This window comes from Gardnerella sp. Marseille-Q9185, assembly GCF_046508745.1.
GTDB lineage: Bacteria > Actinomycetota > Actinomycetes > Actinomycetales > Bifidobacteriaceae > Bifidobacterium > Bifidobacterium greenwoodii.
This window is the reverse complement of sequence record NZ_JBKFWK010000006.1, coordinates 1-23438: the sequence shown is the minus strand read 5'-3', so window position 1 is coordinate 23438 and position 23438 is coordinate 1. Positions and strand designations below refer to the sequence as shown.

Sequence of the window (23438 nt, the reverse complement as noted above, 5' to 3'; positions counted from 1 at the left end):
ATGCACTATTAAATTTATTTAATGCTATCGTCATGCCTTCTAATAAAGTAAATGCTATGACAAGTATTCTTGAACATCCACGCGGAGCTGAGCCTGGGAAGCCTGGTGACCGCAAAGAATTTTCGTTTACAAATAAAACGCGACTTTCCAATACTGCTGAAGGCAAAGGTCGTGACGGCGCTCGCTACGGGCGCACTGGTGTAATACACACTCCTCACGGAGATATTCACACCCCAGCCTTTGTTCCTGTTGCAACTCAAGCTGCGATGAAGGCAGTGTTGCCAGAAAGCATTAAGGATTTGGGCGCTCAGTGCATGCTTTCAAACGCTTTTCACTTGTATGAGCGTCCGGGCGCGGATGTTCTTGACGAGGCTGGTGGCTTAGGAAAGTTTATGAACTGGGATAAGCCAACTTTTACGGACTCTGGTGGTTTTCAGGTTCTTTCTTTGGGTGCTGGTTTTAAGAAGACCCTTGCAATGGACATTACCGGCATGAAGTCGGACGATGTTATTGCAGCCGGTAAGGAGCGTATGGCTTTTGTTGACGAGGATGGCGTAACTTTTAAGTCTCCTCTTAACGGATCCAAGCACCGTTTTAGTGCAGAAATTTCTATGGGAATACAGCACAAGCTCGGCGCGGATATTATGTTTGCTTTCGATGAGCTTACAACTTTGATGAATACGCGTCGCTACCAGGAGGAGTCAGTAGAACGCACTTTCCGCTGGGCTAAGCGTTGTGTTGCAGAGCATAAGCGTTTAACCGAGGAGCGTGTGGGCAAGCCGTATCAAGCGTTATATGGTGTTGTGCAGGGCGCTAATTATGAGGATTTGCGTAGGCATGCGGCCGAGCAGATTGCTTCTTTAGATTTTGATGGCGTTGGTATTGGTGGCGCTATTGAGAAGCGAATTATTGGAGATACTTGCGCTTGGATTTGCGATGCTATGCCGGAAAATCGCCCACGTCACGTGCTTGGTATTGCAGCCGTGGATGATATTTTTGCTTGCGTTGAAAACGGCGGAGATACTTTCGACTGTGTTGCCCCGGCTCGATGCGGAAGAAACGGAGCAATTTTTACTCGTCATGGGCGTTATAACGTTAAACGCGCTGAGTTTAAGCATGATCAGCGTCCGCTTGAAGAAGGCTGCGATTGCTACACTTGCACTCATTATTCCAGAATGTATGTGGATCATTTGCTGCGCGCTAGTGAAATGAACGGATTTACGCTTGCAACAATTCATAACGAGCGTTTCTTCGTGAAGCTGCTCGACGATATTCGAGCTTCTATTGACGGTGGATATTTTGAAGAGTTCCGCGATGAAACTCTTGCGCACTATTACGAAAACGGTTCAAAAGGATGAGAGTAGTTTTTGCCACAAAATGCTAGGCTAAACATTGCGAATTTATATCAAATATGATAGCCTTGCACTTTGTATGCGAACGTGGCGGAATGGTAGACGCGCTGTCTTCAGGTGGCAGTGAGCGTATGCTCGTGCGGGTTCAAGTCCCGCCGTTCGCACTCTTTAAGAACGTTGATTTTTCAACGTTCTTTTTTATTTTGTGGCAACGGCTGCAACATCATGTGTAACAATTGTGCATTTGCTTAAAAATGTATGATAGACTGAATAGTGAACGTCGTAAGACGTCAGATGTGTTAAAACATTGATGTTTTAATTTTTACGGTCATGGAGGACTAAAATGGAACGTCGTTCAACGAAGACGACGAACCTGGGTGAAGAAATTGCCAATATCGGGGGTTCGGCACACACGCGATTCAATCATGCCACAATAAAAATTACGGCAGCTAGCGAAAATAGCGGGAATCGCGGGAATCAAAACGAAGGAATAATAGGGTTCAAATTTGTAGCAAATGCGGATTGCGATTTATTAAATATTAAGCCCGCGCGAAAATCGCAAGCTTCCACGCATCAAGAGCACGCAACTCCAATAATAAAAATAAGTATTAAAGAAGATGCTCCCCTGCTTAGTGCGCAAAATCTTTTAGAAGATAACGCCGACGCAAACGGTGCAAAAGAAATTGCACTGCACATGGAAGATGCGCTAGGCGCATGTGATGGGCGCGAACACGATTTTGCAATAACGTACGGAAGTTTTGGGAGCCGATTTTATTTAGACGGATACCAGTGCTTTGCGAGCGCAACGAATCTTGGACCGCAAAGAGTGAGCGAAAAAGCGGCCGAAGTGTGTGCAGTACAGGCAGAATCTTCGCAAATCTACGACTTTTACTACTCAAACCACTTGCCAAATCCAGAAGAAATCGCAAATTCGGCCACTCAAGCACAGCCAGACATATGGTTTGCAGGACCTACGATTTGCGCAAGAGACATAAAACGCGTATCTTGCAAGTCCAGCGGAACGCTGCACATTCAATTTAGGCTGCGCGGGCCAGGCCAACACGGAGTGCTTTTTGCAGCCGGAACTGTTGGAACGAAAACTAATCTAGAATCTAGCGAAAAAATAAGCGTGTATGCAGGGCCAGAAGGCATAAAAATCACGCTAATCGACAGCGAAACGTGCGTAAAAAGCGTAATCGAAGCAGCCGCAAGCGTTGACGACGGCGAATGGCACGACTTGATTATTCGCGCAAATCGCGGAGCAATCGACATTTACGTAGACGGATACAGCCAGTCGCACAACATAGGACAATTCTGGTTTGCAAACATAACGGGATTAAACGCCGTAAGCATTGGCGAAAACCTGCTCGGAGTGCGATTAATGGGCGAAGCTAGAACGGGCGGAATCTACTTTAGTGCGCTAAGCGAAGGCCAAATCCAAAGAATATCAAGAGTAAAACCGCTTGTAACAACTGCATTATTCGACACAGGCTACGCAGGCTCTCGCAGCTACAGAATACCGTCGCTTGTAAAAACGCGCATGGGAACGCTAATCGCGGGAGCAGACCAGCGAACAAGCGTTTCGAACGACGCTCCAAATCACATAAACTTTGTGATTCGCAGGTCTGCGGACGGCGGCAAAACGTGGGGGCCTTTGCAAACCGTAATCAACATGCCTGGCAAAAACCTTGGAAAACTGGGCGCCAGCGCAATCGACTCCTGCCCTGTTTTAGACCCAGAAGGCAAAAGCGAAAGAATCAACGTATTAATTGACATTAATCCTGGCGGAATTGGGCTAACAAATTGCAAAACAGCTGTAGGCGTAGACGCATGCGGAAGAATCAAGCTTATAGACCGCTTAGGTGGCCACTACGCGGCGGCAATGGACGCAAGCGCAGCCGTAAAATTGCCATGCAATTCTAGCGAAAAAGAATGCGCAACAAACTGGCTAATTTACCCAGATGGAAGCATAAAAAATGGCGATTTGAGCGGAGACCTGAGCAGCGGATTGCACAATAATCAAACTTGCGACAGTTCCACGTGGGACATATGGAAATCGCCAGAAATTGCAAGCGAAAGTCAGCCATTATTCGCCGAAAAAACTTGCTACATAGCGCAAATCTACTCGGACGACGACGGCGAAACGTGGAGCGCACCACGCTTAATTGACCACATGGTTAAAGAACCGTGGATGAGCTTCGCTGGAGTATGCCCAGGGAACGGAATTATTATTAGGCATAGCGAAAAACATTACGGCAGAATACTCGTGCCATTTTATTGCAGCGGCCAAAGCAAATCGCACTATTCTTCGGGAGCGCTTATTTCGGACGACGACGGCGAAACGTGGCGCCGAGGCAAAATGATTAACGAAGGGCGATTAATGGGCGGCAAAATCGTAGATCCCGCAACAATGCAAGACGACGATGCAACAAGCTCCGAAACCGTGTTTGTAGAGCGCAAAAATGGCGATATTCTGGCGTTCTTCCGCAATCAAAATCGCTCGGGCTGCGTAGGCAAGGCCATTAGTCACGATTGCGGCGAAACGTGGAGCGAGCTGATTTTTGACCAAAGCTTGCCCGAGATATTCAGCCAGCCGAGCGCAACCTGCTTCAGCGACGAAAACGCGCAAAACGCAGACTGCATAGCATTTGCAAACGCAAGCCAAATGATGCCGTACCGCGGCCGCGGAGTTGTGCGATTTAGCTTCGACGGCGGCAAAACGTGGCAAAAAAATGTGTGCGTAAACCCATTCCACCACGTTTATCAATGCCTTACCTCTAGCAATAAACACAATTTGCAACTACTGTGGGAAAAAGAGACTACTGGAATTTATATAACAGCAATAGATTCCTCGCTTTGTCGGCAAGATAGTTTGCAAACAGGTTTCAAAAACAAAGTACACAAAAACGAAAAAATGGAAGAAATAAAAGAGAGAAGACTCACGCAAACTGAAAGGAGCCAAAATGGAAGAGACATTTAGCAGCCGCGAAGACGATGAGATGACAACACTAGACCGCTTATCGTTATTGCAAGCAAGCTCTAACTCCGCTCCGATTGTTGCAAGAAAACGTTGCGACGAAACGATGGATGCAATCAGATCGCTTATTTTAAGAGAACGCTTGCAACCAAAAGACATGCTGCCAACTGAGCCAATGCTATGCAATTTGATTGGCGCATCAAGGTCATCGGTGCGCGAGGCGATTCGCAAGCTGGAAGCACTTAACATTGTGGAAGTTAAGCAAGGGAAAGGCATGTTTGTTGGCTCGCTATCTTTGGACCCAATGGTGGAAACACTCGCTTTTCGCTCCTTAATCTCCATTAATAAGAATTTTGAAGACTTGAGTAACGTTGTAGAAATGCGCAAATTCCTAGACCTTGGATGCGCGGATAAAGTTGTTGAGTCGCTTAAGGGAACGCAGCATCCAGAGCTGGAAGCGCTTTCGGAAACAATGACAAAAGAGGCGCATGCTGGAAAAACGTTCTTGGAACAAGACATTGCTTTCCACACGGGCATTTTGCGCGCGGTAAACAATACGATTGCAGAGCAATTTGTGCGATGCTTGTGGCTTGTGCATATGGCTGTTTTGCCACAATTGGGGCTGGAAGTTTCGGACGAGCTTGAAAAAACCGCTAGAGCGCATGAACTTATGCTTAAAACTGCTATTGCGGGAGACGCAGACGGATATAGGCAGGCTGTAAATAGCCATTACGAGCCAATTCAGTCGATTTTGCTTAATAGACTGCAAAAGCGCTGAAGCACATACATTCTATAAAATGGAAGAACCGCTCTAGTTTAGAGAGCGGTTCTTCCATCTTCAATGGTGATGCCTGAGTACTACAGCATCACGATTAATCGCAACGACACGATTTCCGTTACGAAATTTTATGGCCTTCTAGCCAAACGTGCTCGACGGCCAAAGTCCCAGAATTAAGCAAAAGTAAGTCGGCTGCGTAACCCTTTTCAACCAAGCCCAAAGGCGCGTTAGTTATACCATTCTGCTTATCTACCCCAAGAGCGCGGGCTGGAACGAGAGTTGCAGCCGCAATTGCCGCCGGCAAGCCAATGCCAAGCTCTTTAACAGCGCGCTTAATCGCAACGTCTAACGTTAAAGTAGACCCCGCTATAGCTCCATTAGAAACAAGCCTTGCATGACCGTCTGTAACCTGAACGTCAAGTGCTCCAAGCTTATAAGAGCCATCCGCGCAACCGGTGGCGGCCATAGCGTCTGTTACAAACGCAATACGATTAGGAGCGGCATTAAACGCCATTTGCAAAACGGGATTTTCAACGTGGAAGCCGTCGTTAATAAGCTCAATCGTGACGCGCGAATCCTCCAAGGCTGCAGGAATTGGACCTGGCTTACGGTGATGAATGCCGTTCATAGCGTTAAACATGTGTGTCATAAGCGTGGAACCTGCGTTAAAAGCTGTGCGAGCAGTTTGATAATCCGCATCGCAATGGCCAACGGCTGGGATTACGCCAGCGTCAACAAAACGTTTAATAGCCTCCATGCCATGTTCACGCTCAGGAGCAATAGTAATCTGGCGCAAAGTGCCATCCGCCGCCTCAAGCAGCGCCTCAACACGCTCGGGAGTAGGGTCCACTAGGCAATTAGGGTCGTGCGCGCCTTTTCTAGAAAGCGCCAAGAACGGCCCCTCTAAGTGAGATCCAAGCACATCTGGTCGCGTTTGCATAACGCGCTTAACAGTGCGCAAATTCTCTTGCATTACGTCAAGAGGATTTGTAATCAAGCTAAGAACTTGCCTAGTTGTTCCGTGAAGCATGTGATACGCGCGCGCAATGGCAATCCCTTCGGCACCGTCGTCAAACGAATGCTCCCAGGCTCCATGAGCGTGCAAATCAATATAGCCTGGCGCAGCAAAATAGCCACCGCCGTCTACAACATTTAAGTCAGATGCGCGCAAGCCGCAAGCATTAATCGCCAGCGCAAGGTCTTCGTCTAAAATGCCCGTTTCTAAAATCACGCCATCTTTAACCAAAATCCAAGCGTTAGGAACAATTCCGCGCGCGTCTACAACGCTAACGTTTCGCACTACAAAACTGCGCCCCTCGTTTGATTTTAGTGAATCATCAATCTTATTTACGGCATCTAAGTATGCATTTTTTGACATTTAACCCACCTGCGTTTGTGCTTTTGAATACGTTACTTAATTTTAGACTTATCTATCAGAGGTATCGGATCTATCAGATTCCCTGCCAAGATGGCTTATTTGTGTACACCCAACGATAGTAGTCTGCCAACTTAAGCTTGCTTGCTGCCGCTTCGTCTATAATCACGGTTGCGTGTGGATGCATTTGAAGCGCGGAAGCTGGGCATAGCGAGCTTACTCCGCCTTCTAGCGTTGCAGCTACAGCATCTGCCTTATTTGAGCCGAACGCAAGAAGAACAAGATGCTTAGCGCGCAAAATCGTTCCAATTCCTTGGGTTATGCAGTGAGTTGGAACCTGGTTAATATCTCCGTCGAAGAATCGGCGGTTATCTACACGAGTCTGCTCAGTTAAGGTTTTTACGCGCGTTCCAGACGCAAGCGAAGATCCCGGCTCGTTGAATCCAACGTGGCCGTCGGAGCCAATTCCCAAGATTTGCACGTCGATTCCACCAGCAGCAGCAATAGCAGCGTCGTAGTCAGCTCCAGCGTGCGCAATCTTGCTGCCTTCGCTTAATGGCGCTCCGTTAAGAACATCTCCTGGAACGTGCACTAAATCTGGGTTTAGGTCGATTAAGTCGGTTACGGTTCTGCGGATTGTGCTGTGGTAGGACTGCTCGTGCTCTAATGGCAATCCAATGTACTCGTCAAGCGCAAATCCGCGCACGCGACTAACGTCAACATTATTTTCTTTAACAAGCTTTGCAAGATGCTCGTAGGCTTTTAATGGGCTAGACCCTGTAGCCAGGCCAAGTACTGCGTCTGGCTTGCGACTAATCAAATCTACAACTGCTTTTGCGTAGAGCTCGCCAGCTTCATCCTGATCTTTTACAATAATAACTTCTGCCATCTTTGCTTCTCCTTTAAAGCTTTAAGCAATTATTAGCATTGCGGCATGCGAATTAACGCACACCGCAACACTATTTACTTACTATGCACCATAAATAAAAGGCTTTATTAGATTATTTATGATTATTTATGATTTTTACTTAAGATACGCACTTAAGCCGCTACTTAGTGGAATCGCTCACTTCTTGCGGATTCTTTGCCAAAGTCAAGCCAACTTCCTTAAGAACGCCAGCCACGGCTTCAACATTTTCTCCCTTAAGTGGGCAAACTGGATCTGGCATCTGATTTGTGTCAAACACGCCAAGCAATGCCATTGCGGTCTTAAATGCTCCAACGCCAGCGCCGAAGCCTGCCACGCCGCTAGGTACGGTAACAATTCGCATCAAAGCAGCAAGCCAATCCTGCTCCTTCTTAACCGTTGCCCAATCGCCAGCCTGAGCAGCCTTCCACATTCGTACGTAACCAGTTGCTTCAACGTTTGCAAGGCCTGGAACAGATCCGTCTGCGCCAGCCATGTATGCTCCATCAACAACAACCTCTTGGCCCGTAAGCAAAGTCAATGGGTGTCCAGCCTTGTTGTTGTCGTCTACAAGGAACCTAAACGACACGTCGTCGTTGGAAGAATCCTTAACGCCAGCAAGCACGCCATCTTTTCCAAGCTTTACAAGCAAATTGCCAGGAAGTTTCGTGTGCACGCAAACTGGAATGTCGTAAGCAAATAATGGCAAATCTGGAACAGCTTCGTGAATAAGACGGAAGTGGCGCTCAACTTCTGCCATGCCGCCGAGTGCGTAGAATGGCGCTGTTGCAACGATTGCAGAAGCCCCAAGCTCCTTGGCTTCCTTTGCGTGCTCAATTACGCGGTTTGTTTCCGTGTCAATGCAGCCAACCAAAACTGGCACACGGCCGTCAACAATGCGCATTACGTTTTCAATGATTTCACGGCGGCGCTTATCTGTGCTAAATGCCACTTCGCCAGAAGAGCCAAGTGTAAACAGGCCGTCTACTCCAGCATCAATCATGCGATTAAGTGAGCGCTCAAAGCTAACAACGTCTACTTCGCCGTCTGCAGTTAATGGCGTAACAACTGGAGGAATAACGCCGTGGAATTTTTCAGTCATAATTACACTTCTTTCGTGCTTAAAGTTTCGATATTAAATTTCGATATTAAATTTCGAATTTAAAATTTTTGTTTAATATTTTGTTTTCGTAATTTAGTTGAGTGAGATGGGCGGCTCGCTTGAATTTTGTTGTGAGGGATAGTGAACCGCCCAAGATTTTGTGTGGATTTATTTAACGCACCTTACTTGCACTCTTCTTCCGTTGGGTGCAACAGCGACGGTGCCGCTCCCATCAGAATCTTCGTGTAATCATTTTGAGGATTGTTAATAACCTGATGCGTTTCGCCTCGCTCAACAATCGTTCCGTGATTCATAACAACGACTTCGTCGGATATGTAGCGGATTGTTTGAATATCGTGGCTAATAAACACCATGGAAAGATTCAGCCTCTTCTTTAAGTCGGAAAGAAGATTCAAAATCTGAGCACGCACAGAAACATCCAAAGCAGAAGTTGGCTCATCTGCGATTATTGCATCTGGATTAAGCGAAAGCGCACGAGCGATTGCCACACGCTGACGCTGGCCGCCAGAAAGCTGACCTGGCAAAGCGCCAAGAACAGAGTGAGGCAAACCAACCATTCGGATTAGCTCCTTGGCTCTAGCATCGCGCTCAGCTTTGCTTCCAATCTTGTGCACAACAAGCGGGTCAATCAGCTGATCAATCACACTCATACGAGCATTCAAAGCCATTGCTGGATCCTGGAACACAACGGAAACCACGCGTCCAATATCCATGCGCTCTTTTGCGGTTCGGTGCGTAACGTCTTGCCCTTTAAACAAAACCTTGCCGCTCGTAACCTGCTGGAGTCCGCACATAATGTTTGCAGTAGTAGACTTTCCGCAACCAGATTCACCAACAATACCAATCGTCTTGCCTGGCATAAGCTTAAGATTTACCTTGTTTACGGCTGTAATCTTGTTCTTATGGAATAAGCCAGATCCTGCTCGAGTAGTGAACACCACTTCGGCGTCGCGCAGCTCGATGATTGGAACATCGCCATTTTCGTTCTGTACTTTGTTTGTTTCGTTAACATTCATGTTCATCGCACATCTCCTTGATCGGAGGCGGTCAAAATTGCGGAAGGTACATCCGATTCAGGCTCTGGAGGCGCGGCGTAGAAGTGCCATGTTCCTGGAATGCGCTTCATTACTGGGCGCACGTCTAGTCCTTGATCTGGATGAGAAGAGCGAGGAGCGAATCGATCTCCCTTAGGGAAGTCGGATGGGCTTGGAACCGTTCCTGGAACCTGGTGCAATCTTGGAGCACCAGCCTCAATGGAGGTTACGGAGCCAAGCAAACCACGCGTATACTCGTGATGCGGGTCGGTTAGGATTTCCTTAGTGGAGCCTTGCTCAACAACCTGGCCTGCGTACATTACGGTAATCGAGTGCGCAACCTTGGCAACAAGAGCCAAATCGTGGCTTACAAACACCATTGCAAATCCAAGCTTTTCGCGCAATTCGTTAAGAAGGTCAATCACCTGCTTTTGAACAGTAACGTCCAAAGCGGTTGTTGGCTCATCTGCGATTATCAACTTTGGATCTCGCGTAAGTGCCATTGCAATCAACACGCGCTGACGCTGGCCGCCAGAAAGCTCGTGCGGGTAGGATTCAAGCGTGCGCTTTGGATCCAAGCCTACAAGCTCCAACAACTCTTCGGCGCTACGAGTGCCACCTCTAGAAGTTAGCTGCTTCATCTGCGTTTTAATCAGCATTGATGGGTTTAAGGAAGACAAAGCATCTTGGTAAACCATTGCAATCTCGTGGCCGCGCAAAGCATTGTGCTCCTTTGGGCTAAGCTTTACAAGATCCTTGCCATTAAACAGGATTTGTCCGCTAATCTTAGCTTTTGGATCAAGCAAGCCCATAATCGCCAGCGAAGTGATTGACTTACCGCAACCAGATTCACCAACCAAGCCCATTGTCTCGCCTGGGCGAACAGAGAAGCTCAAGTGGTCTACAACATTTACGCTGCCGTAGCGTGGGAACTGAATGCACAAGTCTTTAACCTCAATAACTGGAGGCTCTGTAGACGTTGGCTGCAAACGATCCGTGCGCTTTAGTTCAGCTTCGCGAAGTTTCGCAAGAGATTCAACCAAAGCTGCGTGCTGCTCTTTGTATGCTGCAACTGGGTCAGTAAGAATCCTGTCTTCCTTACGAGCTGCATCAGCGTCGGCTGCAGTCTTAGAAACTGGAGCGGTTGGTGCCGCAACCATTGCGTCAGTAATTCCTTCAGAAAGAATGTTCAAGCACAGAACGGTAATCATAATCGCAAGGCCTGGGAACAATGCCTGCCACCAGTATCCAAAGATAACGCCCGCTTTTGCGGAAGACAAAATGTTGCCCCAAGTTGGAGTTGGCTCTGGAATACCTGCGTTAATGAAGCTAAGCGAGGCTTCGAAAACGATTGCGTCTGCAACACAAAGCGTCGTGAACACCATAACTGGAGCTGCAATATTTCGGGTTACATGCTTGAGTAAAATCCATGGTGCTCGAGCGCCAGAAACGATTACTGCTCGTACGTAGTCTTTTCCATATTCGCTTATAATATTTGCTCGCACAATTCTTGCGATTTGTGGAACGTAAAGCACGCCGATAGAAATGATGATGCCAATCATGGATTGTCCAAGAATTGCAAGGCATACGGCCGCTAATGCGATTCCTGGAATGGACATTACAATATCAATCAATCGCATTATAAGCTCAGCAATCCAGGTGCGGCTTACTGCTGCGATTGAGCCGATGATAGCTCCCATAACCAGTGCGAAAAGCACAGATGACAAGCCAATTACAAGCGAATAACGTGCGCCGTACATAACCCTAGAGAACACGTCTCGGCCAAGGTTATCGGTACCAAACCAATGCGCACCTGTTGGAGCTTGATAGTTTTGCGTAATCTTTACTGGATCGCACGGAGCTATAAATCGCGCGAAAATAGCGCAAAATGCTAGAAGCGCAATCACAATGAACGCAATTCTGGAGCCTAAGCTCATTTTGTTAAATCTATTAAACTTGATGCCTGGCTTTGATGCGGCATCTACTACCTGATTCTTTCCAAATAGCATGTCACACCGTCCTAATCCTTGGGTTGATTAATACGTAGAGCAAATCAACAATGATGTTTATGAAGATGAATGCGATTGCAACAACCAGTACAACGCCTTGCACAAGCATTGGCTGGTTGCCGTTAATACCATCGAACATTGCCGTGCCCATTCCTGGCAGAGCAAAAATAACCTCAATAACGATTGCGCCACCCATAAGGTAACCAATCTTCATGCCCAAAGTTGTAATTGGGGTGATTAGGGCGTTGCGGAATACGTTTCTAGCAACTACTACGCTTTTTGGAATTCCTGCGCCGATTGCGGTTCGTACGTAATCTTTATCCAATTCTTCTACCATTGAGGTTCGTATGATTCGCGTAAGCTGGCCGGCTACTGGAAGTCCTAGTGCGAAGCAAGGCATTGCCATTCTTGCCATGTATGCTTCTGGATCTTCAAAGAACGGCACAAAATCGCCGGAACCTGGGAGCCAAGCTAGCTTAATTTGAAGAACGTAAATCAAAAGAACACCAAGCCAGAAGGATGGGGTTGCAATTGCAATAATCGAAAGAATTCGAACTGTTTGGTCAACCCAAGTATCGCGGTAAAGTGCTGCAAAAACGCCAAACACTACTGCAAAAATTATTGCAATTAATAAGCCGATGAAAGTTAGCTGCAGAGTGATTGGGAATGCTTCTGCAACGCGTTCTGCTACGGAGTCTTTATTTACGCCGTAAACACCCATGTTTCCTTGGAAAAGACCAAGAATGTAGGATCCGAACTGTTCCCACCACGGGCGGTCGTAGCCCATTTCGTGGCGGAAAGCTGCAAGCGCTGCCGGAGACGAGTTTTCGCCTAAAGCTGCAACTGCTGGATCATATTTTGAAAATGACATAAGGAAGAATACGAGGAACGTAACGCCGAATGCCATGAACGGCAGGGCAATTAGTCGCCTACCTAAAAGTCTAAGAAAATTACTCATAAGACATCCACACATCCATTGAAGAAATTGTTATTTTTATAACAAAACCGGCCCGTCTGCACAGAAGCGAGAAAGGTAAACAGTTGGGCCGGTTTTGCGGTTAGAGGTTAGGGGATTGACGTTTATTTAATACTTCTGGTTCTGCACCTACTTTGTAAGCTTTGCTTTTACAAGGTTGATGCCGGTAGAGCCGATTGCATTCCACTCTGCCAAAGAGCCTTTCTTTACGGCAGTCGTAGTCTTGCGGTGGAAGAGTGGGTACAGAGGAACTTCGTCGCTAATCAAGTCGAAGCACTGGTTCCAATACTTTTGGCGCTCGGCTGGTGTGCTAGCTGCCAAAGCCTTGTCCATAAGATTGTGAAGTTTTGCGTATCCTTCGGAAGTCTTCCAGAATGTGCGCTGACGGGTCCAAGCGTTGTCTCCGTACCACCAGCTCATCAACAAATCTGGGTCGTTTCCGAATACGGATGGGTCGCCTGGTGCCAAAACCATCGAGTAGTTTGCGTCGTCGCGATCGGTGATTGATGGGTAAAGTGCGGAAGACTTCATAGACTGAATGTCTACTTCCATACCTATTTCAGCGAGATCGTTCTTGATTTGCGGAGCGAGCTGGGTGATCCAAGTGTGGTCGGTTGTGTAAAGGGTGAACTTGATAGGTCCTTTTACGCCGGCTTCCTTGAGTAAGCTCTTTGCTTTGTCGATGTTCTTGGTGTATACGTTCTTTGCCTTATGGTAGTTTGCGTAATTCTTCGGCAAGAAGCTTGTTGCAGGATCGCCTTGACCGCTCATTTGGTTTGCTATGAGCTTGTTTACATCGATTGCGTAGAGTACAGCTTGGCGCACGCGCTTGTCGTCGAATGGCTTCTGCTTCGTGTTGAACATAACGAATGGGAGAGTGAAGCCCTGAGCGGTTTTAAGTTCAGAACCGGAGGACTTCAAAGTATTGAAGGCTTGTGCTGGAACCATTTCCATTACGTCTGTTTTGCCGCCTTGCATAGCAGTTACGCGAGCGGTATCGTCAACGGTTATGTTCCAAACCATGTTCTTGGTTTGTGCCTTGTACTTACCGTTGTACAAATCGTTGCGCTCAAACTTTACTTGGTTATCGGTGATTGATACGTACTTCCATGGGCCGGATCCGATTGGCTGATTCTTTAAGTCTGCATCCGACTTTGCGGTTGGAACAATTTGAATCAAAGCGAGACGCTGCTTGAACAGTGGGAAGGCTTTCTTTAGCTTAAAGATTACGTGACGATTGTCTTTTGCTTCTACGGAATCAATGAAGTCGAGCATTGATATGTAGAGGCTTCCTTGCGCGGTTGTGCGCTTGAATGAGGATACTACGTCGTTTGCAGTTACTTCTGTTCCGTCCGAGAACTTAGCGGCATCGCGAATGGTTACTTCGTACTCGGTGTCGGAAATCTTCTTTGGTTCTCCTTTTGCAAGTGCGTTGAAAACTTTAAAGTTGCTGTAGTCAAGAGCGTAAAGTGGCTCCGTAACATGCCAGTTTGCTGCCATTGGCAACGCGCCAGAGGTTGTAGATGGTGCGAAATCGCGGCTTGCGTACGCAACTTGAGCTGTAATCGTATCTTTTACAGCAGTATGTGCTTTTGCTGACTTATTTTTTGCTCCACCGCAGCCAGATAGCATAACTAATGCGGCTAGGCCTGCAGCTATTGCAGTGGTTAGCTTTGAGCTAATCCGTTTCATGTTTTCTCCTCACCGTTGAGTTTGTTGATTCACATTTCATCTTTGAATGTGAATAGTTTTCAATTATGCGCTCGTGTGATTTTCACGTTACTTTAAACATAAGAGGTCTGATGTCTGATGTCAAGTTGTGCGTGTGTCGAGATTGTGAAAATTCATTTATTCTTTTTAAAGCTTTGCTGCAAACCAACGCGTAATTGACGTTGGATGCGTAATTGCCGTCCCAACAACTGCAGCCCACGCGCCCATTTGCATAACCTCATGCAATTGCTCAGGGGTGTGAATACGCCCCTCACAAATAATAGGGTAATTTGGGAAAGCTTGCAAAATCTGGCCTAAAAGTTCAAAATCAGGCCCGTCTGTTTTCGGTCTTCCTGGAGAAGTACCAGCCAAAGTAGTAGATATAATATCCGTTCCACAATCCGCAGCGCGTTTAGCGTCATCGAAGTTTCCGCAATCAGCCATAACTACTATGCCCTCATTGTGCAAAGCGCTAACAGTCTGCTCGTAAGTAAGCCCGTCTGGACGCGGCCTACCAGTTGCGTCAATCGCAATAATATCTGCTCCAGCCGCCGCACAGCAGCGCGCATGACGCAAAGTAGGTGTTATATAAACTCCATCGTGGCCATCTTTCCAAATGCCGATTACAGGAACGTCAACTTGACCTTTAATCGCGGAAATATCCGACAATCCTTGGCATCTAATTCCAATAGCGCCGCCTTCTACGGCAGCCATTGCCATTTGTGCCATTGTTTCCGGGTGCCTAAGCGGCTCCCCAGGGTAAGCTTGGCAGCTAACAATTAAGCCGCCCTTAATTTTTTCAACTACAGGATTCATAGTTTTTCTCCTTTTTAAAAATATTTCAAATTTGAGAAGCTGTAAAAGCGGCGAAAGCAGCACCAATAAGCGGAGCTGTGCCACCAAGCTTTCCCTTAAAAATCGGCGTGCTTTTAACCAAATCTAAAGCAGAATCTTCAAATCCAGCTCGCATTGAATCCCACCAAATATTTCCTGCTTCTACAACAGACCCCGAAAGCACAATAACATCCGGGTCTATAAGATTCGCCATTCCAGCTATGCATTCTCCCAATGCTTTTGCGCTTTTAGCAAGCGTTTCTTTAGCGTGCGGTTGACCTTCGTTTGCGTAAACGCATACTTCGTACCCGTTTTCTGCTTTTTGAACACCTGCAGGCAAATTATGGTTGTATAAAGTTGCAAGACCAGTTCCGGACGCAACTGGCTCAATATGCCCAGCGTGCGTTCCGCAAGAGCATTCGAATCCAACTCCCAAATCGCTAACAACGTGACCGGCGTGACCGGCAACTGAGTGTGCTCCCGTAAAAAGTTTGCCGTTTATAATAATTGCGCCGCCGATGCCGGTTCCTATTCCAATGGAAAGTACGATTGATTTTCCGCGCCCAGCTCCGTAAATAGCTTCCCCTAGTCCGTGTCCGCCAACGTCTCCAATCATATAAACTGGCAAATCAGTTATGCTTTTAAACGCGTCGTAAATTCGCTGTCCGCGCCAACCGGGAAGAATGTCTGTTGCTGCAACTATTTCGCCAGTTTTACTATTTGGCACTCCGGCGGCTGCGATTCCGATTCCGCTAATGGTTTTGCCATTTTTTTGCGCTTTTTCCAGGATTTGTTTCGCTAGTTCTACTAAACGATTTTTTATGCTTTCGCCGCCTTTTGACGCTTCGGTTGGTATTGAACCGTATTCTTGCACGGACGGAATAGCGCAACCTGCAGCATCTGCAATATTTGCCGTTGCTGTATCAGCCGCATCTGCAATATTTTTGCTGCATGCCGACTCCGGTAATGTAACCAATCCGTAAGCTATTTTTGTTCCGCCTATGTCAAAAGCAAGATATGTAGAGCGAGAATCTTTTATTTCGTTCATAAGTCACATCCGTAGAAATATATTTTATTTGCTGATTGATTGAGTTTTTAATTCACGCAATTTGTGTTGCGTTTACAGCTTCGTAAATATGCTTTAAATAATTCAAGCGTTCTGGAACGCTGGAATCTTGCGGTACGCATACTTTTACACCCAAATAGTCGATTAAATAATCGTCTTTTAAAGCTTCGCGCGCAGTTTCCTGAATTTCCGCAAGAGTCATTAAGGACGTTGGCTCGTCTGGAGCCATAGGCAGGTGTCCATCAATCCATTCGTACCCGTATTGCGTAGCTTCTGGGCCTGCTCCCGAGAACATTACTCCCTTAAGCACTCCAGCTTTTCTTGCTTCGCGTACGTGATTTATAGCGGCTTTAGCATTGCGTTCTTCAACAACGCTACGACCCCAATTAATTGTGATTCCAATTCCTGCATCTTTTGCAATTTGAATTTCGTCTTCGAGCGGAAGGAAGCCTTTTTCTGGATTTTGCCCTTCAATATACCTGTCGCAATGTTCTATTACGAGCTTTGTTCCAAGCCAATCTAATTGCGCGAGCTCGTCTAGTGACTTTTTCATTGCGTCCGCGCGCGCTATTCGAGTTGGTGCCGTGTGTATTTCAATATGCGAAATATCGCAGCTGTTTCGAAGGTTTGCAAAATCAGCTATTGCGTTACGAATATTTTTGAAGAAGTCGATTGCGCGAAGTCGCCCTTCTTCGCTCGGGCTTGCTAAGCCAAATTCTGGATCGGGATCAAAATTTATATGCCGCATTGTTCCGGGAATTGCGGTTATTGTGTTTTTGTGCCAGTTTGATGGTATTGCGTTTGCTAGCCATTCTCGGGTTTGCGAATCTGCTAAATCGCCCGGGTATGGGATTTCTGTTCCGGCAACCCAGTTTTGACTTCCGAGTAAATCGTAGTATTGTTGTTGTTCTTCGCGTGATTTTGGCAGTGACGCGTACGCGCCTACAACGAATTCAGTTTTCAGCATGATATCCTCCTTGAAATCGCGGCTGAATTGGCTTTCTTTGTATGTTACAGTAAGCACGTTACAATTCGTCAGACGTCTGATAAATTATCAAATCGTACTAAATTTGCGATACCCTGCTTTTTAATTCGAAAGTTACTAAAATCAAAATATTCATTCTTTAAATTTTTATTAATTAATTTTTATATGTGTATGCTGTAAATGAGAAAATCATAATGATTTGATACAAAATATTTATTAAAATAAAGATTTGTAACGTAACAATTTATACAAGCGGCGGTGAGGCAATGACCACTATGTCTACTAACGACGAACCAAATCGCAATAATGTAGAGGCTAATTCTTACGAACCGCATATCGGTCGCGAATCTCACGTAGTGCCGGGTCGTTTTGGAGAGCCGCTAAAAGTAACGCACGCACAATATTCACAAGGTAATGCTGTTGCGCATCCAACGCATCCGTTGCTGCTGTTCTTGCACGGATGGGGTTCTAACGAAGAAGATTTACTAGATTTATTGCGAATAGTAGCTCCGTATAACGATGCGATTTCATTACGTGCTCCGCTTAAACTTGCGCAAGGTGCGTACAGTTGGTTTCATGACGCTGTGCCGCAGCGAGAAGATTTAGATTATGACATGTATGCTGCTGCAGTCGCAATAGACGAGTGGGTGCGTGAAAATATTCCAGAAAATCGTGATATTGTGCCGTTCGGATTTTCGCAAGGCGCTGCTTTAGCCGTTCATGTGTTGCGATTAAATCCTGCTCGTTATCGCGCGTCTGTTGTGCTTTCTGGGTTCATAGCACCTAGCGTTCCTGCTTCTGCATCTGAAATTGCTTTGAAAGATAACGATTTAGCTGAGCACAATACGCCTGTATTTTTCGGATACGGTTTAGAAGATGATGTGATTCCACCTTATGAATTTTCAGCAGCGGCCGCTTGGCTTGAGGAGCACACGTGGCTTGAGGAAAAGCGGTACAAAGGTCTTGATCATGCTGTGCATATGGAAGAACTTGGTGATATTCGCAAGTGGTTCTTGCTGCACGATATTACTTCTGGTCTTTTGTAATTTTTTGCGTTTTGTGAGTCGGTTTTATGAACAAAAATGATGATTCCGTTACTTACGCAATGAAGGAAGCGTTGCGGTTGGCGGTCGAAGCGGCTAAAGCTGGAGAAGTTCCAGTTGGTGCAGTTGTGCTTGATGGTGACGGAAATATTATTGGCCGCGGAGCAAATTTGCGCGAGGAAATGCACGATCCTTTAGCACATGCGGAAGTTCTCGCTATGAAATCTGCTGCTTCTTCGCGCAAATCTTGGAATTTATCTGACTGCACTTTGGTAGTAACTCTTGAACCTTGCCCTATGTGCGCTGGAGCAATCTTACAAACTAGACTTCGCCGCGTAATTTTTGGTGCTTGGGATGCAAAGTTGGGTGCCTGCGGGTCTGTATGGGATATTTTGCGAGACCTACACGTGGGATCTTATCCGGAAGTTATTGGTTCGGTTTGTGAATCTGAGTGTGCACAAGTTTTGCGAAACTTTTTTGAAAATCACCGTTAAAACGGAATAATTTTTTAATTAGAAACGCCATTAGAAACGTAATTAGAAAATTTTTTGACAATCTCCGCGAATTGAGTAATATGCTATAAAAACAAAAAGCAAATCGTTTTTACTTTTGCTTTTGCAATATTTGTAGTCGCTTCGACGTAATTCCTGTAAAACGCATGAATCTCGCCTAAGCACATTTTTATCTAAAAGGAGGTGTCACTATGAGTGGCATGAAATATGCAATGATCGGTTCGGGAGCTATGGGATATCGCTATGGCGTTTTGTTGCAGGAAACGGCTGGCATTCATGTTGATTTCATTGACGCCTGGGATAAAAATGTGAATAAAGTTCGCGAGCAAGGCGGCGTAATGGTGAGCCGAGACCATGAAAACCGTCATTTGGTGCCTATTAATATGTATACGCCTGAAGATTACGACGGCGATCCAGACGTGTGGATTGTATTCATGAAGCAAATGCAGCTTGCGGAAATGTTGGAGCGTTGCAAGCATTTGTTCAAAGAGCATCAGGTTGTGTTTGCTGCAATGAATGGCTGGGGTCATTTTGAAAAGTTGCAGCAGTACTTCCCGGATGATCATATTTATGGCGGAACTGCCATGATTGCAACCGTTTTGAACGGTCCGGGAGACGTTGATTTTATTGGTAAAGTCGGCGTTGGAACCATGAATATGTGCGCGCTTAATGAGCAGGTGAGTGATGTTGAGCTTGCTATGCGAGACGACTTTAAGGCTGCCGGATTGAACCCTACTATTACGGAAGATTTCAAGGGTACTTGCATGGCAAAGGTGATTTTTAATTCCGTAATTAATACTTTGTGCACTATGTATCAGATTCAAATGGGTCAGTTTATTTCTTACCCAGGCGCTATGGATATGGCTCGACAGCTTATTAACGAAGCGTATGACGTGTGTGATCGCGCCGGAATTCGAATGGTTAATACGCGTCAGCAGGAGATGGAAGCTATCGATTACGTAAGTCGCGTGGCAAATCCTTTGCACTATCCTTCTATGTACCAAGATATGAGCCGCGGCCGCGAAACGGAAGTCGATTATATCAACGGTTATATTGCGAAACTTGGTCGCGAAAACGACTATGTTTGCCGCACTCACGAATTCCTAACTCACGGCGTGCATTTGGCGGAACTTGCATTCAAGCTGCATCATCAGCAGTGATTTGGAGAGCATTCTAATTCGTTCCATGAATGAGAAGGAGGAACGGCTCGCGGTTTTTACTGCGGGCCGCTTTTTTATTAGCTGTGCAATATATGATATTCTGCTAGAATTTAGAGTCTAAAATTATAAATACTATTAAATATAAAATTATTCGTAATAGAAAATACGCAATAAAATACTTACTTACGTAAATAAATGGGGAATGTATGACGACTTTTAACAGAGCAAACTTGCCAGAATCCGTGCGCACAAACGGCGCTACGCCAAACCCTTGGTGGGCGAATGCAGTTGTGTATCAGATTTATCCGCGAAGCTTCCAAGATACTAACGGCGACGGAATCGGCGATTTGAAGGGAATTACTTCGCGCCTTGATTATTTGGCTGATTTAGGCGTTGACGTGCTCTGGCTCAGCCCTGTTTACAAGTCCCCACAAGACGATAACGGCTACGATATTTCCGATTATCAAGATATTGATCCGCTTTTCGGCACTTTGGAAGATATGGACGAGCTTCTGGCTGGCGCTCACGAGCGCGGGCTTAAAGTTGTGATGGATTTAGTAGTAAATCACACTTCCGATGAGCATGCTTGGTTCCAAGCTTCAAGAGATGCTTCGAGTGATTATGCGGATTGGTATTGGTGGAGGCCTGCGCGTGAAGGCCATGTTCCAGGTGAGCCGGGTGCGGAGCCAAATAAGTGGGGCTCGTATTTCGGCGGTTTAGCGTGGACTTACGATCCGAAGCGCGGAGAATACTATCTTCACCAGTATTCGCCAAAGCAGCCAGATTTGAATTGGGAAAATCCTGCGGTTCGTTCTGCAGTGTACAAGATGATGAATTGGTGGATGGATCGCGGAATTGACGGCTTCCGCATGGACGTGATTACGCAGATTTCAAAGCATGTTGATTCTGAAGGTCGCTTGCCGGGTGAAGATGGCTGCCAAATTGAAGATTTTCCGGCTGGTGCTGACGGATATTCGTCGCCATTCCCATTCTGCTCGGACGGGCCTCGTTTAGACGAGTTCTTGCGCGAGATGCGTGCAGAAGTTTTCGAAGGGCGCGAAGGTTATCTTACTGTTGGTGAGGCTCCTGGAATTTCTCCGCATCGCAACACATATATTACGGATCCTGCTCACAGCGAACTCGACATGTTGTTCCTGTTCAATCACGTAGATATTGATTGCGAAAACGGCACGAAGTGGAATCCTGTGCCGCTAAAGTTGACTGATTTAAAGCGCGTAATGACTGAGCAGCAGCAAGCTGTAGCGGATGCTGGTTGGGCGAGCCTGTTCTTTAATAATCACGATCAGCCGCGTGCGCTTTCTCGCTGGGGAAGTGAATCTAGCGATGAGATGCGCGTGCGATCCGCTAAGGCAATTGCAATGCTTCTTCACATGCATCGCGGCACTCCGTACGTGTATCAAGGTGAAGAAATTGGTATGACTAACGCGCACTTTACTCGTCTTGAGCAGTATCGTGATTTGGAAGCGTTGAACATGTTTAAGCAGCGCGTAGAAGAAGCGCATATTCAGTCGGCGGAGTCTATGATGGATGCGCTCGCAAAGCGCGGTCGCGATAATTCTCGAACTCCAATGCAGTGGAATGCTTCTAAATACGCGGGATTCATGCCTTTTAATGTTCCGTCGCTAAACAATGCGGAGCCGTGGATTAGTGTGAATCCTAACTACGTAGACATTAATGCAGCTGAGCAGATGGAAGATTCGGATTCTGTTTATGCTTTTTACAAGTATTTGATTGCGTTACGCCATTCGGAGCCGATTGTTTCCACAGGCTCTTGGAATTTGGTTGATGCAGACGACGAGTGCGTGTATGCGTTTGTGCGTGAGCTTAAAGCTGATTGCGTAAAGCGGGAGGATTCTACTAAAAAATCTTCTGCAGAATCTACAGAACGCATGCTCGTAATGGTTAATATGACAGAATCAACTGTTCCTATTCCTGCAGAAAGTGCGAAAATGCTGCAAAATCGCCTTTCTAGCAGCTTTACGGAGCATAACGTAATGGTTACAACCTACGACGTAAATCATGCGCTTACATCGCTTAAAAATGGCACGCTTTCGCCTTGGGAAGGTATAGCTGTTACTTTGCAATAGTTAATTTGTGATAATTGTTTCGCAATAACTACTTTGCAATAGTTTCGTCTACTAATTTTGGAAGAGCTTTCGCAATATCTTCGCGAATAATACGCTCTGCCAAATAATCGTATTGCGTAGCTCCCAGGTTCATTATCGTAATTGGCACTCCTGCACGCGCGGCTAACGGTACAAGGCTTGCAGCTGGAAATACTTCTAGCGTGGAGCCAATAACCCACAATTCGCTTGCGTGCATAATTGCTTGCGCGCTTCTTTCCATAGCGCCTTCTGGAAGTGCTTCTCCAAAATATACAACGTCTGTTTTAATCAGACCATTGCAAGGCATATTTCCGCGGTACGGTAGTGCGCGCCTGCAATGCGGATCTGGATGCTCGTCTAAATCTGCCATAATATCGGCAGTTTTATAGCTCGCGTGGCAGCTCATGCAGTGCGATGTTCCAATGCTTCCGTGCAAATTCACTATGATGTCTGGGTCATTGCCAGCTTTTTCGTGAAGTGCGTCAAAGTTTTGTGTGGCTATAAGGTCGAGCATTCCTGCCTGCTCGAGTTTTACAAGTGCCTTGTGAGCTGTTCCCGGCTGTGCGTTCCAAACTGGCGACTCTTTTTGCCATCGCCAAGAATATATGCGTTCCTCTTTACTGCTTAAAAATGCGTCTATATCGTAAACACTCATTTGTTCTGGGTGCTTGGTCCATACGCCGTCTGGTCCGCGAAAATCTGGAATGCCCGCGCTCGTAGATATTCCCGCGCCTGTTAGCACAACAATATGATGATGTGCGTTATTCTTGCTATTTTTCTCGCTATTTCTCATATACATATATATAGCACGCATATATATTGTGCGCATATATATATTGTGCATATTGTTTTTGCTGAGTTTTTATCTATTTTGTTTTTTATATTTTGCGCAACACTCCGTGTTTTGGATATTTTGATTATTTCTTTGATTATTTTTTCGGCGTATTTGCTGTTATTTGCGTGATTGCGATTTTTTTGTGCGTTGCTGGCGTTGTTTCAACACGCCGATGTTTTGGCTTGTTTCCAACGTTTTTGTGGCTGATTTGTGGGGTGGGTTTGCGTTTTGGTTGGGTTTGGTGTAAGTTTATCTCTTGCTGCTCAGCGCGGCTGGTTCTTCTCCTTCGGGGTTGATTGAGCCGGCTGGTGTGGTGGTGGTTTGAGAACTCAAGAGCGTGTCTGTACTACTTATTAGTTAATTATTGCCAGTTCATTGCCTGCCTTGCATGTTGCAGGGTGCCTGAGAGATGGTTAAATGGTGGTGAGGTTTTGTGGGATGTTCTTTCCTTAAAGAATGTCTCGTCTTTTTCTTATTTTTTGGAGCCTTTTGTTGGCTCTTCATTGAATTTTTTCGTGGAGGGTTCGATTCTGGCTCAGGATGAACGCTGGCGGCGTGCTTAACACATGCAAGTCGAACGGGATCTAGTCAGCTTGCTGACTGGTGAGAGTGGCGAACGGGTGAGTAATGCGTGAC

At 46.2% G+C, this 23438-nt stretch carries 18 protein-coding genes, 1 tRNA gene and 1 rRNA gene; 9 read left to right on the top strand and 11 right to left on the bottom strand.

Annotation, left to right across the window (positions count from 1 at the left end):
* The first annotated feature begins 32 nt into the window (after positions 1-32).
* The 4 genes from tgt (at position 33) to ACLD5M_RS05315 (ending at position 5107) form a co-directional block, all read left to right on the top strand.
* On the top strand, positions 33-1358 hold the full coding sequence (tgt, locus tag ACLD5M_RS05330) for a tRNA guanosine(34) transglycosylase Tgt (RefSeq protein ID WP_410314751.1): 1326 nt from the start codon (positions 33-35) through the stop codon (positions 1356-1358).
* Positions 1359-1433: 75 nt separating this feature from the next.
* A tRNA-Leu gene (locus ACLD5M_RS05325) sits at positions 1434-1516 on the top strand.
* A 179-nt stretch (positions 1517-1695) separates the two neighbouring features.
* Positions 1696-4332, top strand: coding sequence for an exo-alpha-sialidase (locus ACLD5M_RS05320; protein WP_410314750.1), 2637 nt, complete (start codon positions 1696-1698; stop codon positions 4330-4332).
* Complete coding sequence (locus tag ACLD5M_RS05315) at positions 4316-5107, top strand: FadR/GntR family transcriptional regulator (RefSeq protein WP_004136681.1); 792 nt, start codon at positions 4316-4318, stop codon at positions 5105-5107. Before ACLD5M_RS05320 ends, ACLD5M_RS05315 begins: the two co-directional genes overlap by 17 nt.
* Before the next feature lie 118 nt (positions 5108-5225).
* Here the strand turns inward: ACLD5M_RS05315 and nagA are convergent, their stop codons facing one another.
* From nagA to ACLD5M_RS05265, 10 genes are all read right to left on the bottom strand, one after another.
* Positions 5226-6485, bottom strand: coding sequence for an N-acetylglucosamine-6-phosphate deacetylase (gene nagA / locus ACLD5M_RS05310; protein WP_047923672.1), 1260 nt, complete (start codon positions 6483-6485; stop codon positions 5226-5228).
* A gap of 73 nt (positions 6486-6558) precedes the next feature.
* Positions 6559-7371 carry a glucosamine-6-phosphate deaminase gene (nagB, locus tag ACLD5M_RS05305; RefSeq protein WP_047923673.1) on the bottom strand — a complete coding sequence of 271 codons (813 nt, stop codon included), beginning with the start codon at positions 7369-7371 and terminating at the stop codon, positions 6559-6561.
* A gap of 160 nt (positions 7372-7531) precedes the next feature.
* On the bottom strand, positions 7532-8491 hold the full coding sequence (locus tag ACLD5M_RS05300) for a dihydrodipicolinate synthase family protein (RefSeq protein ID WP_410314749.1): 960 nt from the start codon (positions 8489-8491) through the stop codon (positions 7532-7534).
* Positions 8492-8673: 182 nt separating this feature from the next.
* Complete coding sequence (locus ACLD5M_RS05295; RefSeq protein WP_004133826.1) at positions 8674-9534, bottom strand: ABC transporter ATP-binding protein; 861 nt, start codon at positions 9532-9534, stop codon at positions 8674-8676.
* Positions 9531-11555 carry a dipeptide/oligopeptide/nickel ABC transporter permease/ATP-binding protein gene (locus ACLD5M_RS05290; protein WP_004126708.1) on the bottom strand — a complete coding sequence of 675 codons (2025 nt, stop codon included), beginning with the start codon at positions 11553-11555 and terminating at the stop codon, positions 9531-9533. The genes ACLD5M_RS05295 and ACLD5M_RS05290 overlap by 4 nt, the downstream gene beginning before the upstream one ends.
* A gap of 1 nt (position 11556) precedes the next feature.
* Complete coding sequence (locus tag ACLD5M_RS05285) at positions 11557-12462, bottom strand: ABC transporter permease (protein WP_004133824.1); 906 nt, start codon at positions 12460-12462, stop codon at positions 11557-11559.
* 198 nt (positions 12463-12660) lie between these two features.
* Entirely contained in the window at positions 12661-14223 is a 1563-nt protein-coding gene (locus ACLD5M_RS05280; protein WP_102695140.1) for an ABC transporter substrate-binding protein, read from the bottom strand.
* A 165-nt stretch (positions 14224-14388) separates the two neighbouring features.
* Positions 14389-15057 carry an N-acetylmannosamine-6-phosphate 2-epimerase gene (locus ACLD5M_RS05275; RefSeq protein ID WP_410314748.1) on the bottom strand — a complete coding sequence of 223 codons (669 nt, stop codon included), beginning with the start codon at positions 15055-15057 and terminating at the stop codon, positions 14389-14391.
* Between the two features lie 25 nt (positions 15058-15082).
* Positions 15083-16123, bottom strand: a complete 1041-nt coding sequence (locus ACLD5M_RS05270) for an ROK family protein (RefSeq protein WP_410314747.1) — start codon at positions 16121-16123, stop codon at positions 15083-15085.
* A 52-nt stretch (positions 16124-16175) separates the two neighbouring features.
* Entirely contained in the window at positions 16176-17108 is a 933-nt protein-coding gene (locus tag ACLD5M_RS05265; RefSeq protein WP_410314746.1) for a DUF4862 family protein, read from the bottom strand.
* 293 nt (positions 17109-17401) lie between these two features.
* Between ACLD5M_RS05265 and ACLD5M_RS05260 the strand changes: the two genes are divergently transcribed.
* The 4 genes from ACLD5M_RS05260 (at position 17402) to ACLD5M_RS05245 (ending at position 21949) form a co-directional block, all read left to right on the top strand.
* The gene (locus ACLD5M_RS05260) at positions 17402-18172 is read left to right on the top strand and encodes an alpha/beta hydrolase (RefSeq protein ID WP_410314777.1); all 771 of its coding nucleotides are present in this window, start codon (positions 17402-17404) and stop codon (positions 18170-18172) included.
* A gap of 26 nt (positions 18173-18198) precedes the next feature.
* Positions 18199-18663 carry a nucleoside deaminase gene (locus tag ACLD5M_RS05255; protein ID WP_410314745.1) on the top strand — a complete coding sequence of 155 codons (465 nt, stop codon included), beginning with the start codon at positions 18199-18201 and terminating at the stop codon, positions 18661-18663.
* 209 nt (positions 18664-18872) lie between these two features.
* On the top strand, positions 18873-19841 hold the full coding sequence (locus ACLD5M_RS05250) for a ketopantoate reductase family protein (protein ID WP_004136693.1): 969 nt from the start codon (positions 18873-18875) through the stop codon (positions 19839-19841).
* Between the two features lie 206 nt (positions 19842-20047).
* Complete coding sequence (locus ACLD5M_RS05245) at positions 20048-21949, top strand: alpha-glucosidase (protein WP_410314744.1); 1902 nt, start codon at positions 20048-20050, stop codon at positions 21947-21949.
* A 28-nt stretch (positions 21950-21977) separates the two neighbouring features.
* On the opposite strand, the gene ACLD5M_RS05240 is transcribed toward ACLD5M_RS05245, so the two are convergent.
* Positions 21978-22760 (bottom strand): SIR2 family NAD-dependent protein deacylase, encoded by a 783-nt coding sequence (locus tag ACLD5M_RS05240; protein WP_410314743.1) that lies wholly within the window; start codon positions 22758-22760, stop codon positions 21978-21980.
* A gap of 554 nt (positions 22761-23314) precedes the next feature.
* Here ACLD5M_RS05240 and ACLD5M_RS05235 point away from each other — a divergent pair.
* Positions 23315-23438: ribosomal RNA gene (locus tag ACLD5M_RS05235) — 16S ribosomal RNA — on the top strand; the annotation flags it as partial.

Excerpts from the sequence above, each read along its gene's own strand:
- tgt (WP_410314751.1), top strand. The coding sequence starts at position 33 with ATGCCTTCTAATAAAGTAAATGCTATGACAAGTATTCTTGAACATCCA.
- ACLD5M_RS05320 (WP_410314750.1), top strand. The coding sequence starts at position 1,696 with ATGGAACGTCGTTCAACGAAGACGACGAACCTGGGTGAAGAAATTGCC.
- ACLD5M_RS05315 (WP_004136681.1), top strand. The coding sequence starts at position 4,316 with ATGGAAGAGACATTTAGCAGCCGCGAAGACGATGAGATGACAACACTA.
- nagA (WP_047923672.1), bottom strand. The coding sequence starts at position 6,485 with ATGTCAAAAAATGCATACTTAGATGCCGTAAATAAGATTGATGATTCA.
- nagB (WP_047923673.1), bottom strand. The coding sequence starts at position 7,371 with ATGGCAGAAGTTATTATTGTAAAAGATCAGGATGAAGCTGGCGAGCTC.
- ACLD5M_RS05300 (WP_410314749.1), bottom strand. The coding sequence starts at position 8,491 with ATGACTGAAAAATTCCACGGCGTTATTCCTCCAGTTGTTACGCCATTA.
- ACLD5M_RS05295 (WP_004133826.1), bottom strand. The coding sequence starts at position 9,534 with ATGAACATGAATGTTAACGAAACAAACAAAGTACAGAACGAAAATGGC.
- ACLD5M_RS05290 (WP_004126708.1), bottom strand. The coding sequence starts at position 11,555 with ATGCTATTTGGAAAGAATCAGGTAGTAGATGCCGCATCAAAGCCAGGC.
- ACLD5M_RS05285 (WP_004133824.1), bottom strand. The coding sequence starts at position 12,462 with ATGGCATTCGGCGTTACGTTCCTCGTATTCTTCCTTATGTCATTTTCA.
- ACLD5M_RS05280 (WP_102695140.1), bottom strand. The coding sequence starts at position 14,223 with ATGAAACGGATTAGCTCAAAGCTAACCACTGCAATAGCTGCAGGCCTA.
- ACLD5M_RS05275 (WP_410314748.1), bottom strand. The coding sequence starts at position 15,057 with ATGAATCCTGTAGTTGAAAAAATTAAGGGCGGCTTAATTGTTAGCTGC.
- ACLD5M_RS05270 (WP_410314747.1), bottom strand. The coding sequence starts at position 16,123 with ATGAACGAAATAAAAGATTCTCGCTCTACATATCTTGCTTTTGACATA.
- ACLD5M_RS05265 (WP_410314746.1), bottom strand. The coding sequence starts at position 17,108 with ATGCTGAAAACTGAATTCGTTGTAGGCGCGTACGCGTCACTGCCAAAA.
- ACLD5M_RS05260 (WP_410314777.1), top strand. The coding sequence starts at position 17,402 with ATGTCTACTAACGACGAACCAAATCGCAATAATGTAGAGGCTAATTCT.
- ACLD5M_RS05255 (WP_410314745.1), top strand. The coding sequence starts at position 18,199 with ATGAACAAAAATGATGATTCCGTTACTTACGCAATGAAGGAAGCGTTG.
- ACLD5M_RS05250 (WP_004136693.1), top strand. The coding sequence starts at position 18,873 with ATGAGTGGCATGAAATATGCAATGATCGGTTCGGGAGCTATGGGATAT.
- ACLD5M_RS05245 (WP_410314744.1), top strand. The coding sequence starts at position 20,048 with ATGACGACTTTTAACAGAGCAAACTTGCCAGAATCCGTGCGCACAAAC.
- ACLD5M_RS05240 (WP_410314743.1), bottom strand. The coding sequence starts at position 22,760 with ATGAGAAATAGCGAGAAAAATAGCAAGAATAACGCACATCATCATATT.